At 59.8% G+C, this 13,805-nt stretch carries 12 protein-coding genes; 5 read left to right on the plus strand and 7 right to left on the minus strand.

What is annotated here, in order from left to right; translation table 11 throughout:
- Positions 1 to 511, plus strand: a 511-nt coding sequence (locus tag QN370_RS13820) for a hypothetical protein (RefSeq protein WP_323581738.1), incomplete at its 5' end; no start/stop codon positions are given.
- A gap of 97 nt (positions 512 to 608) precedes the next feature.
- On the opposite strand, the gene QN370_RS13825 is transcribed toward QN370_RS13820, so the two are convergent.
- On the minus strand, positions 609 to 818 hold the full coding sequence (locus QN370_RS13825) for a hypothetical protein (RefSeq protein ID WP_322125989.1): 210 nt from the start codon (positions 816 to 818) through the stop codon (positions 609 to 611).
- Positions 819 to 1,122: 304 nt separating this feature from the next.
- Between QN370_RS13825 and QN370_RS13830 the strand changes: the two genes are divergently transcribed.
- The gene (locus tag QN370_RS13830) at positions 1,123 to 2,949 is read left to right on the plus strand and encodes an aminopeptidase P family protein (protein WP_322127182.1); all 1,827 of its coding nucleotides are present in this window, start codon (positions 1,123 to 1,125) and stop codon (positions 2,947 to 2,949) included.
- A gap of 35 nt (positions 2,950 to 2,984) precedes the next feature.
- Positions 2,985 to 4,304 (plus strand): HD-GYP domain-containing protein, encoded by a 1,320-nt coding sequence (locus QN370_RS13835; protein ID WP_322125990.1) that lies wholly within the window; start codon positions 2,985 to 2,987, stop codon positions 4,302 to 4,304.
- Between the two features lie 417 nt (positions 4,305 to 4,721).
- Here the strand turns inward: QN370_RS13835 and QN370_RS13840 are convergent, their stop codons facing one another.
- From QN370_RS13840 to ettA, 5 genes are all read right to left on the minus strand, one after another.
- The gene (locus QN370_RS13840; RefSeq protein ID WP_322125991.1) at positions 4,722 to 5,504 is read right to left on the minus strand and encodes a phytanoyl-CoA dioxygenase family protein; all 783 of its coding nucleotides are present in this window, start codon (positions 5,502 to 5,504) and stop codon (positions 4,722 to 4,724) included.
- A 10-nt stretch (positions 5,505 to 5,514) separates the two neighbouring features.
- Positions 5,515 to 6,666 carry an MFS transporter gene (locus tag QN370_RS13845; RefSeq protein WP_322125992.1) on the minus strand — a complete coding sequence of 384 codons (1,152 nt, stop codon included), beginning with the start codon at positions 6,664 to 6,666 and terminating at the stop codon, positions 5,515 to 5,517.
- An 87-nt stretch (positions 6,667 to 6,753) separates the two neighbouring features.
- Positions 6,754 to 7,527 carry a hypothetical protein gene (locus tag QN370_RS13850; protein WP_322125993.1) on the minus strand — a complete coding sequence of 258 codons (774 nt, stop codon included), beginning with the start codon at positions 7,525 to 7,527 and terminating at the stop codon, positions 6,754 to 6,756.
- 198 nt (positions 7,528 to 7,725) lie between these two features.
- Positions 7,726 to 8,592: an ion transporter gene (locus QN370_RS13855; RefSeq protein WP_322125994.1), complete on the minus strand. Its 867-nt coding sequence runs from the start codon at positions 8,590 to 8,592 to the stop codon at positions 7,726 to 7,728.
- Between the two features lie 75 nt (positions 8,593 to 8,667).
- Positions 8,668 to 10,335 carry an energy-dependent translational throttle protein EttA gene (gene ettA / locus QN370_RS13860; protein ID WP_322125995.1) on the minus strand — a complete coding sequence of 556 codons (1,668 nt, stop codon included), beginning with the start codon at positions 10,333 to 10,335 and terminating at the stop codon, positions 8,668 to 8,670.
- A gap of 207 nt (positions 10,336 to 10,542) precedes the next feature.
- Here ettA and QN370_RS13865 point away from each other — a divergent pair, with 207 nt between their 5' ends.
- A complete protein-coding gene (locus QN370_RS13865; protein ID WP_322125996.1) occupies positions 10,543 to 11,271 on the plus strand; it encodes a response regulator in 729 nt (242 codons plus the stop codon).
- On the plus strand, positions 11,268 to 12,647 hold the full coding sequence (locus QN370_RS13870) for an ATP-binding protein (RefSeq protein ID WP_322125997.1): 1,380 nt from the start codon (positions 11,268 to 11,270) through the stop codon (positions 12,645 to 12,647). Before QN370_RS13865 ends, QN370_RS13870 begins: the two co-directional genes overlap by 4 nt.
- A gap of 42 nt (positions 12,648 to 12,689) precedes the next feature.
- On the opposite strand, the gene QN370_RS13875 is transcribed toward QN370_RS13870, so the two are convergent.
- On the minus strand, positions 12,690 to 13,736 hold the full coding sequence (locus QN370_RS13875) for a GGDEF domain-containing protein (protein WP_322127183.1): 1,047 nt from the start codon (positions 13,734 to 13,736) through the stop codon (positions 12,690 to 12,692).
- Positions 13,737 to 13,805: the final 69 nt, after the last annotated feature.

The following is a 13,805-nucleotide window of genomic DNA, read 5'->3' on the forward strand; positions in this document are numbered from 1 at the left end:
CACCATTGCGGTCTCATTAAAATTGAACGTCAGCAGAATTTTAACGCCAAAAATCAGGCGATTAAATCAGCGTTTCCTTAGAGCGATTTTAAAAGAGGAGAGCGAGGTAAAAGAAATTATAAATAAAGAAAGAGAGAATTTAATACTTGAATTTAGTGATAGCGTCGGTGTCCTGGAAAAATTGGAAGAGAATATAAAAGCTCTGAAAGATAAGCCGGCTATCCATGATCTCCTGATTAACCAAAAGTGTGCTTATTTTAATAAAGAAACAATTCTTCATCTTCGAGCGATAAACAACATTGAAAAGGAAATTTTGGATAATAATAAGGATTATAAAACGGCTATTGAACGTTTAACTTTCTCAGATGAAAGTGCTTTTGATATGGATAAAGCAAATATTGCCTTAAAAGCAGAGATTAATCTTTTAAAATTGAGTAATGATGATCTAATGAGAAAATTTAATGAAATTAAAGATGTAGATACTAATAATTTCAAGACAATAATAGACTAAACCACAGAGTCACATTACCTATTTATTCAAAGGTACTCCAATGGACATCAATGAAATGAAAAAAATTTATTCAGACTCCGCACAGCAGTTAAATGCATTAAACCAGGCAATCGCCTACCTGCATCAGAATATCGGCCAGCTCGATGCGGCCGGCGATGGCACCGATGCGTTCGCGGCGCACCGTGGTGGCAAGAGTGCGCTTGCCACCCGGCAGCAACTGGCAAGAGAAAGCCTGCAACGATTGCAGCGGGACCGGACCAATCTCATTGCCAGCAGGAAGACCGTCGGGGAATTGATCCGTCTCCATCCTGAGGCGGATGGTGCACTGAGCAAAGTATCTTGCTAGCCGTATTTACTCGTGCGGGTAACTTTCGATGGGCAACAGATCTTGCCTGCGCGGCATTTCACATCGACCTGCTATTTGGCGGTGTCGAGATCAACCGGCGATATGATTCAAGATGGCGGCAAACAGAGGACTGCAGCGAACAAGGTGTTGAAGCAGATATTCACGGCAACCACTAGTTTTCATCCGCGTGATGTCATAGTAGATGCAATGCGGTAGTGCGGTCTGTATGATGGTTCATCGCTATCAACGACAGACACCAGCCATCATGGAAACCTTGCACGCCTCCCGCTCCCTCATTCATACCCGCCTTGCCGCCTTGCGCGCCGCACTACAACATCAACAGCTCGCCGCCTACGTCGTCCCTTCGTCCGATCCGCATTTGTCCGAATACCTGCCCGAACGCTGGAAAGGCCGCGAATGGCTGTCCGGCTTTACCGGGTCGGTCGGCACGCTCATCGTCACGGCTGATTTTGCCGGGTTGTGGGCCGATAGCCGTTACTGGTCGCAAGCCGAGGCCGAGCTGGCCGGTACCGGCATCGTGCTGATGAAAATTCCGGCCGGTAATAGTTTGCAGCACATCGAGTGGCTGGCCCAGTCGCTGCAGCCGGGGCAGGTGGCCGGTGTCGATGGCGCGGTGCTCGGGTTGGCGGCGGCGCGTTTGCTGGAGCAGGCAATTACTGCGCGCGGGGCGACACTGCGCACCGATCTCGATCTGTTCGAGCAAGTCTGGACCGACCGTCCGACCCTGCCGACCCAGGCCATTTACGAACATCTGCCGCCCCATGCAACGATGGCGCGCGCGGATAAACTGGCGCAATTGCGGCTGGCGATGCAGGCCTCCGGTGCCGACTGGCATCTGCTGTCGACGCTCGACGATATCGCCTACCTGTTCAACCTGCGTGGTGCCGATGTCAATTACAACCCGATCTTTGTCGCACATGCGCTGGTTGGTTTGCAGCAGGCGACAATTTTTGTTGCCGACGGCAAGGTGCCGGTGGAGGTGATCGCGGCGCTGGCTGCCGATGGCGTGCAGCTCGCTCCTTATGCACAGGCCGCGACGGTACTGGGTGCGCTGCCGGATGAGGCGGTCATGCTGCTCGACCCGCGCCGCATCACGCTCGGCCTGCGGCACGCGGTGCCAGATACCGTCCGTGTCGTTGAAGCGATCAACCCGACCACCTTTGCCAAGTCGCGCAAGAGCGCGGCAGAAGCGGCGCATGTGCGCTCGGCCATGGAGCAGGATGGCGCAGCGCTGTGCGAATTTTTTAGCTGGCTGGACCTGGCGCTGGGCAAGGATGTCGTCACCGAACTGACGATCGACGAACAGATCACGGCCGCGCGCGCGCGCCGTCCCGGCTTTGTCTGCCCGAGCTTTGGCACCATCGCCGGCTTCAATGCCAATGGCGCGATGCCGCACTATCACGCGACGCCAGCGTCCCATGCGGTCATTGAAGGCGATGGGTTGCTGCTGATCGATTCCGGTGGCCAGTACCTCGGCGGCACCACGGACATTACCCGCATCGTGCCGGTCGGCCAGCCGTCGGCGGCGCAGCGGCGCGATGTGACGCTGGTGCTCAAGGGCGTGATTGCCCTGAGCAGCACGCAGTTCCCGCGCGGCACCCGCGCACCGATGCTGGACGCAATCGCGCGTGCGCCGATCTGGTCGGCCGGTATCGACTATGGCCACGGCACCGGTCATGGCGTCGGTTACTTCATGAATGTGCACGAAGGCCCGCAAGTCATTGCAGCATCGGCGATGCCGGAGCCGCATACCGCAATGGAGCCGGGCATGATCACGTCGATCGAGCCGGGAATTTACCGGCCCGGCAAGTGGGGTGTGCGGGTCGAAAATCTGGTGCTCAACGTACCAGCAACGAGCACGGAATTCGGCGAGTACCTGCGCTTTGAAACCCTCACGCTGTGCCCGATCGACAGCCGCTGTCTTGACCTGGCGTTGCTGCGTCCTGACGAACTGGCCTGGCTCGACAACTATCACGCGATGGTGCGTGAACGGCTTGCACCGCATGTGAGCGGTGCGGCAAAAGCATGGCTGGAGCAACGTACCGTGGCGCTGTCGCCTGTGCCTCACTGAGGCGATTTGCCCGCCCTCGAACAGGAGCTACATCGATGGTCGACAAACTGCACAAGCAGGACAAGCAGGACAAGCAGGACCAACCCAGCTTCATCGGTGCCGACCAGCTCTGCGTCGGCCTGTATGTTTGTCTTGACCTCGGCTGGCTCAATCATGATTTTCCGCTGAGCAGTTTCAAGATCAAAAATGCCGACCAGATCAAGGCCATCGGCAAGCTGGGGCTGAAAAAAATCCGGATCGATCCGTCGCGTTCGGACGTGCCGCCATTGCCGCAGAAGGAGGTGCCGGTTGCCGCGGTGGCACCACCTGCACCGCCGAGCCCGGAACAACTGCTGGAGGCGGCCGAACGGGCGGCGCGGTACGATCGCATCCGCCAGCAGCGTGCCGAAACCGCTGCCTGTGAAAACCAGTTCGTGCGCGCTGCCGGTTCGCTCAAGGATATCGGCAGCAAGTTGTTTTCGCGGCCGCTGGAGGCGCGTGCCAGCGCCGAGTTGCTGGTCGGGCAGATGCTGTCGTCGATCCTGTCGCACAAGGACATCGCCATCCATCTGATGAACGACAAGACGGTTGGCGAAGACTTGTACTTCCATGCGCTCAATGTGTCGGTGCTGGCGATGTTGCTGGCGCGTGAAGTCGGCGTGCCGGCCGAAGATATCCGGCAGCTTGGTATCGGCTGCATTTTCCATGACATCGGCAAGACCGATATCCCGGACCGGGTGCTGCAAAAGACCGAGCCTTACAGCCGCGCCGAGCGCAACCTGATCGAGCAGCACTGCACCTATGGCGAGCCGATCGGGCAGCGTCTGGGCCTGTCGGCCAAGGCGATGGACATCGTCCGTCAGCATCACGAACACATGGATGGCAGTGGTTATCCGGCGCATCTGAAAGGCGCGCAGATCGCGCCGCTGGCCCGGCTGGTGGCGATCGTCAATGAATATGACAACCTGTGCAACCAGCACAATCCGGCCGATTCGCTCAGCCCGCATGAAGCGCTGTCGCAATTGTTCACGCAGCAGCGCGGGCAGTTCGAGATTACGTCGTTGAACCTGTTCATCCGTTGCATGGGGATTTATCCGCCAGGCACCGTGGTGCGGCTGTCCGATGAAACGCTCGGGATGGTGGTGTCGGTCAATTCAGCCCAGCCATTGCGCCCGTGGGTATTGATCTACGATCCGGCGATACCGAAGGACGAAGCGACCATCGTCGACCTGCAGCACGAGACCACACTCCATGTGGCGGCCAGCCTGAAACCGGCGCAGCTGTCGCGCGAGGTCTACGCCTATCTCAGTCCGCGCAAGCGCATGACGGTCTACTTCGATGCGCAAGCTCACGCTGTTCCCGGTGCCGGCCGCTGAGTTGTCACCAGGTTGCCATCGGGCGTTCATCGCGCCGCAGTCGTCAAACCGGACCGCCTGTGTGCGCTGTCGAACAGACCCCGCTCCAGGTATCACCTACTCTTCAGTATCAGCTTGTCGTTCACAAGACGATGTCCAGTGCGCAGTCCGGGATGCCCTACGATGACGCTCGATTTTTTTCACAGGACATGTCGTTCCTGAAGAAAGTCGCCCGACCCCGGAACACGCGCCGTCAAGCTGCCTCGACCAAACCTGACCCGAGTCAGTCACCACCGATTAATGCATGATCCGACCGTTGTCACCGCAGGCGGTGACGTCCCGCCGCAACATGTTTCCCTGTCTGCACCTTCCGGGTGTGGATTTTAGCCCCCGACAAGTTGCCGGGGGCTTTTTTTTGGGGTGCGGGTTCTGTGCGTGTCAGCCGAGCGCAATTTCACCGGCAGCCGCGGAGCGCGAACCGGCCAGCGGCAGATTGTCCGCGCCACGATAGGCAAACGCCACCGAGAACTTGCGCTGGCCTGACCGGTTGGCACCGGCCGCATGAAACAGACTGCTATGGAATAGCAGCACGTCGCCCTCGTCGAGCGACAGCGTGATGCCTTGCGCCATCAGTGGCTCGTTGCGCGGCAGGTCGGGGCGCAAAAAGTCGAGCGCATCAAGCTGTTCCGGCGCGACCTGCCAGCGGTGCGAGCCAGGCAGGACTTGCAGGCCGCCGTTGCCGGCGTCCTCGTGGCCCAATGCCAGCCAGACCGTGATCAGGTCGGCATGGGCGAAGGACCAGTACCGGATATCACGATGCCAGCCAGTAGCGGTGCCCCAATCGGGATGCTTGGTCATCACGCAGTTGTGGTGCGCCAGGTTGAGTACCACCGGCTGACCGAACAATTGGCCGAGGGTGGCAACCAGCGCTGGTTCGGCAGCCCATTGCTGCAGCAGCGGGTGGCGCTGCCAGGCACCGCGCAGGCGTCGCACCGTGCGTCCACCCGGCGCATCGCGCGAGGCCGGTGCGCCAGCATAGCCGACGTCGGCTTCATATTCGACCAGCGCAACGGCGTCGGTCGTCGCTGCGCCGGATTCCTGTAACTGCGCGCTAACGACTTCGCGCAGCGCGGCGCAACGCGCAGGCGTCACGCGCTGGCGCAGGACCAGATAGCCGTCCTCGCGGAACCGGGCGAGTTGTTCGGAAGTGAGTCGGGTCATGCCGCAGTCCTCATTTGAGCAGGCTGGCCTTGCCGGCCGCCAGCGCGACCACCAGCGTCAGTACGCCGATGAAGCCGAATGCTATTGCTAATCCTAATCCGTGGGCCAGGAAACCGATGATCGGTGGTCCGATCAGCCCGCCGCTGTACCCCATCGTGGCGACGGCCGCCAGCGCCGTCGGCCCTTCCTTGCCGGCAGCGCTGAAGATGAATGGAAATACGGCCGCGACGCCCGCACCGATCAATGCGAAGCCGATGAAAGCGATGCCGGTCTGCGACGTGGTGATGACAACGAGCACGCCAGCGCTGGCGATCAGGGCACCGACCACCAGTACCGGGCGTGCGCTGTGACGGTCCTTGAGACGGTCACCGATCAGCCGCGCCAGCAGCATCATGCCGGCAAAGACCGCATAGCCGAGCGGCGCGATACCGGGCGCGGCACCAAGGTGATCGATCAGATAGATGCCGCTCCAGTCACCGATCGAGCCTTCGATCATGGCACCGCAAAAGGCGATCATGCCGAGCGCTACCAGCGCGCCATGCGGCAGCGCGAATTGCTGGCGCGGTGCGGCCGGATCGATCTGGTCGGTCGGCAGGGCCAGGTAACTCAGCCACAACGGTAGCAAAAAAACTGCCGAGAGCAGACAGAAATGCCACAACGGCGTCACCTGCAAGCCGGCCATGGCGCTGCCCAGCAAGGCACCGCTGAATGTGCCGAGACAAAACCACGCGTGCAGCATCGACATGATCGAGCGTCCCGCGACCCGTTCGACTTCCGCGCCGATGGCATTGATGGCGACATCGAAGCAGCTGGCGGCCGACCCCATGACGAACATGGCCAGCATCAGCCATCCCATCTGCGGTGCCAGTGCCAGGCAGGGCAGCGCGATCAGCAAGGCGATGCCGGACCAGAGCGCGGCATGGCGTGCACCGTGGCGCGCCAGCAGCCAGGCTGCCAGCGGAAACGACAGGACCGCGCCCACGCCGCTGCACAACAGGACCAGCCCGAGTTCGGCGGCGCCGAGCTGCAGCGCATCGCGCAATGGCGGAATACGCGCTGCCCAGGTGGCGAAGACAGCACCGAGCAGGATGAACAGGATGGGCAGAGCGACGCGGGCAGGCAGCAATGAGGGTTGCAACGGGAGTGATGCGGAGGATTCCATGACGTGGCTAGAAACGATGACGACCTGCATTATGCAACAGCGTCGTCATGCCACCTTGCTGGCTTGCTGAATCAGTGCGGTGATGCCTCAGTCGAATCGGATGTCAGTGCGACGACGGCGCGCCGCAAAGCACAGCAAACCGAGACCGCAAACCATCATTGCCCAGGTTTCGTTTTCGGGCACGGCCGGGATGGCCGCGACGGTCGAGACAGTCATGCCGGCGAGGTAGAACTGATCACCTTTGTTCTTCGTATTGTCAAAGGCGAACGTGAATTCGGTGCCGGTGTATTGCTGAGTGCCGAGCTTGGGCGTGCCTGCCAGCTTTAGCGGGGTGCCGTTTAGCAGGAAGTAGGAGTGGTCTTCGAAATTGGTGGTGTTGTGGCCGTCCGAGCGCAGCGAAATACCGCTGAGCGTGACTGCTTTCGAAAAAGTCAGTTTCAGCGTTTCACCGGCGGTGATATTGTCGTCGCTGGTGTCGCCCTTCTTGTGATAGACGCCCAGGCCGGCACCGATCTTGTTTTGTGCGCTGTAGCCGTTCTCGTGATCCTGGACCACTGTCGCGGCGGTGCCGAGTACGCCATTGGTGAAGCTTTTGTTGTAATAACCGGTGGCGGTGGCGGTGATGCCATTGACGGTGTATTTCAGGTCGCCACCGAGCTTGCTGCTGTGATCGATGTTCGAGCTGCACAGGTCACCGCCGGTGCAGGTCCAGTACCCGACACCGAGAGTTTCGGACGGGAGGAAACTGCCTGCACTGCCGTTGGCCTTGAGATTGGAAAAGTCATAGGTGGCGGTCGTCGCCGAAGCGAAGGCCGTGGCGGAGACTAGCGCCAGAAGCACAATAAATTGAGCTGTTTTCATGATGTTCGCTTTCGGTATAGGCGCAAGAGAGTTTGAGCGCGTGATCCGTGAGCGGGCGATCAGGCTGACAAACTGTATCGGTGATCGGGCAAAATTGCCTGATCGACCATGTTGTGGATAATACAACTACAGCAGAAAATCACCACGCAAATATGGATTATTTAACAATGGTTCATACATTGGGCGGAACGGTGCTGTTTATAGTGCCGTACCGCAATCCTTACAGAACTGCGCGTCGGTTTGATGGCCATCACTCCGGCAGGTGGCGCAGCGGCGTGGCAGGGGCCGTGTTGAAAAATGCTGGGCAGTCAGTTCCGAGCTGATGATCCCGGTTGGTACCGCCAGGATGCCCCAGCCCAGCAGCATCATCACCGAGGCCAGCGCACGGCCGGCATCGGTTTTTGGCGTGATATCGCCAAAGCCGACGGTGGTTACCGTCGAGATCGCCCAGTAGACCGACGTCGGGATGCTGGTAAAACCGTTTTCTGCACCTTCGATGACGTACATCGCGGTACCCATCAGTATGACGATCATCAGGACGCAGGTCAGGAAGATCAGGATTTTGCGTCGGCTGGCTCTTAATGCCTGGCCGAGCAGCTGGTATTCCCTGATGTAAGCGACCAGCTTGAGGATGCGAAAAATACGTAGGAGACGCAGGATGCGGATATCGAGAAAAGCATGCGCGCCCGGAAAAAACAGCGCCAGAAAAGACGGCACGACCGACAGCAGATCGATGATGCCAAAAAAGCTGTGCGCATAGCGCACCGGACGCCGCACGCAGGACAGCCGGGCCAGATATTCGAGCAAGAACACCAGCGTGAAAAACCATTCGAGGATATTGAGCACGGTGCCGTAGCGCTCGGTCATGACGGCGACGCTGTCGAGTGCCACCACGCCGATGCTCAGCACGATGGCACCGAGCAGCAGCAGATCGAAACGCTTGCCGGCAACCGTGTCGGATTCAAAGATGATGGTGTAGAGACGCCGCCGCCAGCCTGCTTCGGGAATGCCGAAGTCGAGCGCCTGCGGCATCCGCCCGGCGGTTATTTTTGCTGCTTTGGACATGGGGAAGTGGACTTTCGGGAAACGGGAAAATGCCGGTGGCCAGCCCGGACGATCCGGGTTGGCCACGCAGCGGTATTACGTGGTCAGCGGCTTGTAGCGGATGCGTTTCGGCTTGGCACCTTCTTCGCCGAGGCGCTTGCGCTTGTCGGCTTCGTATTCCTGATAATTGCCATCGAAGAACGCGACTTGCGAATTGCCTTCAAAGGCCAGGATGTGCGTGGCGATACGGTCCAGGAACCAGCGATCATGCGAGATCACCATGACGCTGCCGGCGAATTCGAGCAGTGCGTCTTCGAGCGCACGCAGGGTTTCGACGTCGAGATCGTTGGACGGTTCATCGAGCAGCAGCACGTTGCCGCCCTTGAGCAACGTCTTGGCCAGATGCAACCGGCCACGTTCGCCACCGGACAAGGTGCCGATCATTTTTTGCTGGTCGCCGCCCTTGAAGTTGAAGCGTCCCAGATAGGCCCGCGACGGCATTTCAAAGCGACCGACGGTGAGGATGTCGGCACCGCCGGTGACATCTTCAAACACGGTCTTGTTGTCCGACAGTGAATCGCGTGACTGGTCGACCATTGAGATACGCGCGGTCTGGCCGATCGCCACGTCGCCGCTGTCGGGTTTTTCCAGGCCCATGATCATCTTGAACAGCGTGGATTTACCGGCCCCGTTCGGACCGATGATGCCGACAATCGCACCGGCCGGAATGGTGAAGCTGAGGTCATCAATGAGCAGGCGGTCGCCAAAGGCCTTGGTGACGTGCTTGAATTCGATGACGTCGTTGCCGAGGCGCTCGGCCACCGGTATGAAAATCTCGCTGGTCTCGTTGCGCTTCTGGTATTCGTGCTCGGACAATTCGTTGAAGCGTGCCAGGCGGGCCTTGCTCTTGGCTTGCCGGCCTTTCGGATTTTGCCGGACCCATTCGAGTTCCTGGTTCATCGTTTTCTGGCGCGATGATTCGGTGGCTTCTTCCTGTTTCAGACGGTTGGTTTTCTGTTCCAGCCAGGAGCTGTAATTACCTTTCCACGGAATGCCGTGGCCACGATCGAGTTCGAGAATCCATTCGGCGGCATTGTCGAGGAAGTAGCGATCATGGGTGATGGCGACGACGGTGCCAGGAAAGCGCTGCAGGAATTGTTCGAGCCAGTCGACCGATTCGGCATCCAGATGGTTGGTCGGTTCATCGAGCAGCAGCATGTCGGGTTTCGACAGCAGCAAGCGACACAGCGCGACGCGGCGTTTTTCCCCCCCCGACAGCACGCCGATTTTGGCGTCCCATGGTGGCAGGCGCAAGGCATCGGCAGCCATCTCCAGTTGCTGTTCGGGATTGTCGCCGGCCGAGGTCGAGATGATCGCTTCAAGCCGGCCCTGTTCGGCGGCGAGCGCATCAAAGTCGGCGTCTTCATCGGCATACGCGGCATAGACGGCATCGAGCTTGGCCTTGGCTTCAAAGACTTCGCCGAGGCCGCTTTCGACGGCCTGGCGCACAGTTTGTTCGGGGTCGAGCAACGGCTCTTGCGGCAGGTAGCCGATGTTCAGGCCCGGCATGGGCACCGCATCACCGATGATGTCCTTGTCGATGCCGGCCATGATTTTGAGTAGCGTCGATTTGCCTGAACCATTCAGGCCGAGCACACCGATCTTGGCACCCGGAAAAAAGGACAGCGAAATATCTTTCAGGATCTGGCGCTTCGGCGGGACGATTTTGCCCACCTTGTTCATCGTGTAGACGTAATTGGCCATAGTTGGTCTCAGTTGGAATGGATAGGAAGGAATCAGGATACCCGATGGGGCGAGGGCGGGCTAGCGCAGGTAGGCGAGCCGCTCTTTCTTCGCTCTTTCTCTGCTCTTTCTGATTTCTTTGTAACGCACTATGTCCCACGATCGCCGTGCCACCCGGCGCTACAAATTCCGCTGTCCGATCGGTGCCGGGTTGGTGATAATCAGCGCATGGAAAATCCGACACAAATTCTCGTCGTCGACGACGACCGCGACATCCGCACGCTGCTGGCCGATTACCTCGATGGCAATGGCTTTCGCACTTTTACTGCCAGCAACGGTGCCGAGATGCGCAAGATGCTCGATACCGCCCGCATCGACCTGGTTGTCCTCGATCTGACCTTGCCGGGCGAAGATGGTCTGACGCTGTGCCGCAATCTGCGGGCGCAATCGAGCCTGCCAGTGATCATGCTGACGGCGCGTGGCGAACCGCTGGACCGCATCCTCGGTCTGGAAATGGGTGCCGATGATTACCTCGCCAAGCCGTTCGAGCCGCGTGAACTGTTCGCACGCATTCGCAGCGTGCTGCGCCGGACCAATGCGCTGCCACCCAACATGGCCTTGAGCGAAGCGCACAGCATGCTGTTCGATACCTGGCGACTCGACCTGATGGCGCGTCATCTGGTGATGGAAGATGGCACCGTGGTGGCGCTGTCGGGTGCCGAGTTCAGGTTGCTCAAGGTATTTCTGGAGCATCCGAACCGGGTACTTAATCGCGACCAGTTGCTTGAACTGACCCGTGGTCGCGATGCTGATCCGTTTGACCGCTCGGTCGATATCCAGATCAGCCGCTTGCGGCAAAAACTCGGTGATGATGCCCGCACGCCGCGCATCATCAAGACCGTACGCAACGAGGGCTATGTCTTGTCGGCGACGGTGTCGATCGAGAGCCGGCATTGAAAAATTTCCTGGGCTCGATTGCCAACCGGGTCTTCGTGATCCTGCTGGCCGGGATTCTGGTGGCGACTGGCGTGACGGCATTACTGGCCCAGCGTGAGCGCGATGGGGCAATGAACCAGATGCGTCTCAATCACAGTGCCGAGCGGGTGGTCCAGCTGGTGGTGGCGCTCGATCAGGCGGCACCGGAGGTGCGTCCGGTGATCCTCCAGACCGCGGCCAATTTCGGGGTTGCTGCCGGCATGGTTGACGACCTTGAAGCGCTAGGCGGCAGCGAAGGCGCGCTGGTCGATTTGCTCAAGTCGCGCCTCGGTGCGCAGCGTCAGATCATGTTGAAGCAGCAGACCGGTTGCCAGCCACGACTGGCGCGCCTGCCGCGTTTCGAGCGCGCCAATCCGGGTGACTGTCAGGTCGTGCTGATCGGTCTGAGCGATGGCCATTTGCTGCGCGTGCAACTGCATCCGGGTGGCGCGACGGGGGCCGGCAAGGAAAAGCCACCAATCGGTTTGCCGAGCGCCTATCTGGCGCTGTTCCTGGCGCTCATCGGCTTGCTGGCCTGGCTGGTGGCACGCATGACGGCGCGTCCGATCCGCCAGCTTGCGCAGGCCGCCGGCGCGCTCGGCAGCGACCTCGACCGGGCCCCCTTGCCGGAAACTGGTCCGACCGAAATCCGTCAGGCTGCCAGTGCTTTCAACGCGATGCAGGCGCGGATTCGGCGTCAGGTCCAGCACCGCACGCATATGCTGGCGGCGATCACGCACGACTTGCAAACACCACTGACGCGCTTGCGCTTGCGCCTCGAAAAAGTCGGTGACGACGAACTGCGCACCAAGCTCATCGATGACCTCGGCGTGATGCAGTCGATGGTGCGCGAAGGGCTGGAGCTGGCGCGCAGCATGGATTCGCAGGAGCTGCTGCAACGTCTCGACCTCGACTCGCTGATCGATAGCGTGTGTGCCGACGCCACCGATGCGGGCCAGGATGTCGAGTTGTCCGGTCCGTCCGGTGTGCGGCTGATGGCGCAGCCGAATGCGTTGCGGCGCTGCCTGACCAACCTGCTCGACAACGCCATCAAGTACGGACGGCTGGCGCGGGTCACGGTCGTGCGCGAGTCGGAGCGGGTCGTGATCCGTATTCGGGACGCCGGACCGGGCTTGCCGCCGGATCAGCTCGAAGCCGTGTTTGATCCGTTCTTTCGGCTAGAGACGTCGCGTTCGCGCGACACCGGCGGCACCGGGCTGGGATTGACGATCGCCCGCAATATCGCCGAAGCCCACGGCGGCACGCTGCATCTCCACAATCTGGCAGAAGGCGGGCTGGAGGCGGTGCTGGCCTTGCCTGCGCGGCAGGTCACTGGCACACGCACACGCAGCGCCTGAGTCGGTCTCCTCGGATGAGGCGCGCGCGGGCTGCTGGCGTGGCTAGTTATCGAAAAAGAATTCGACGTGGTCGTTGATGACTTCGGAATGTAATTGGCCACGCCGGACCAGTTCGTCATAAAAGCAGACCTGGTTGCGCCCGTTCGACTTGCCGTAATACAGCGCCTGATCGGCATGGCCGAGGATCACCACCGGCGTGGAGCTATTGATGCTGACAAAGCCGATGCTCACGGTGATGGTGCCGAGCTGCGGGAAATAATGTTCTTCGATGTTGGCGCGCAGCCGCTCGAACGCGCTGCTGGCATCATTGAGCGATACCGAGCGCAGCAGGATGACGAATTCCTCACCACCGAAACGGAACACCAGGTCCTGGGTGCGAAATGACGAGCGCAACAGGTTAGCTACCAGGATCAGGACTTCATCGCCGTACAGATGGCCGAACTGGTCATTGACCCGTTTGAAATGATCGATGTCGACCACCGCCAGCCACTGGCCCTCGACGTCGTTCGGATGGCGCCGGTCGACGTTCGGCAGCGCATGACTGTCCGGGACGGTTTGGCTGCTCGCCATGCGCGAAAATTTTTCGTCGAAGGTGCGGCGGTTGAGCAGACCCGTCAACGAATCGCGCTCGCTGTAATCGAGCAAATTCTGATAATTGCGGTAGACGCTCAGGATGCCTTCCATCACGTGCAGTGCAGCGGGAGCGACCGTGGTGGTGCCGGTAATTTGCAGGCAGGCGGTGGCGATATCGTTTTGCCAGATCGGTACCCACAGGATGGTTTCGCCATCGGAGCCGATTTCTTCGACCCGGCCACCCTGGTGCGCAATACACTCGAGCAATACCGGATAGTGCGTCAACGGCGTGTCATTGCGATGGTCGGCGGTGCTCTCGTCAATGGTCGTCACTGTGCCGTTCGTGATCCAGGCGCGTGCTCGCACCAATGCCTCGTCACCGGTCCGAAAAATATCCATCATCCGCACCTGGCTGGCCCCGACCATCTCCTGCAATGCTGAAATGATCGCCACATCGAGCAGGTTATGGTCGCGCTGCCCGGTCAATTCAACCATGTGCCGCAACAGCGATTCCATCATCGTTGGCTGTGCGGGCGTCACGTCGGGACAATCGACGCGGATGCGAACACGGCGTCATGGCAAGGC

Source organism: Actimicrobium sp. CCI2.3 (assembly GCF_035019065.1).
Classification (GTDB): domain Bacteria; phylum Pseudomonadota; class Gammaproteobacteria; order Burkholderiales; family Burkholderiaceae_D; genus Actimicrobium.

What these genes read in the sequence shown, in the direction of transcription:
- QN370_RS13855 (WP_322125994.1), bottom strand. Translation starts at nt 8,592, where the DNA reads ATGTCCAAAGCAGCAAAAATAACCGCCGGGCGGATGCCGCAGGCGCTC.
- QN370_RS13865 (WP_322125996.1), top strand. Translation starts at nt 10,543, where the DNA reads ATGGAAAATCCGACACAAATTCTCGTCGTCGACGACGACCGCGACATC.
- QN370_RS13850 (WP_322125993.1), bottom strand. Translation starts at nt 7,527, where the DNA reads ATGAAAACAGCTCAATTTATTGTGCTTCTGGCGCTAGTCTCCGCCACG.
- QN370_RS13830 (WP_322127182.1), top strand. Translation starts at nt 1,123, where the DNA reads ATGGAAACCTTGCACGCCTCCCGCTCCCTCATTCATACCCGCCTTGCC.
- QN370_RS13875 (WP_322127183.1), bottom strand. Translation starts at nt 13,736, where the DNA reads ATGGAATCGCTGTTGCGGCACATGGTTGAATTGACCGGGCAGCGCGAC.
- QN370_RS13835 (WP_322125990.1), top strand. Translation starts at nt 2,985, where the DNA reads ATGGTCGACAAACTGCACAAGCAGGACAAGCAGGACAAGCAGGACCAA.
- ettA (WP_322125995.1), bottom strand. Translation starts at nt 10,335, where the DNA reads ATGGCCAATTACGTCTACACGATGAACAAGGTGGGCAAAATCGTCCCG.
- QN370_RS13825 (WP_322125989.1), bottom strand. Translation starts at nt 818, where the DNA reads ATGGAGACGGATCAATTCCCCGACGGTCTTCCTGCTGGCAATGAGATT.
- QN370_RS13840 (WP_322125991.1), bottom strand. Translation starts at nt 5,504, where the DNA reads ATGACCCGACTCACTTCCGAACAACTCGCCCGGTTCCGCGAGGACGGC.
- QN370_RS13845 (WP_322125992.1), bottom strand. Translation starts at nt 6,666, where the DNA reads ATGGAATCCTCCGCATCACTCCCGTTGCAACCCTCATTGCTGCCTGCC.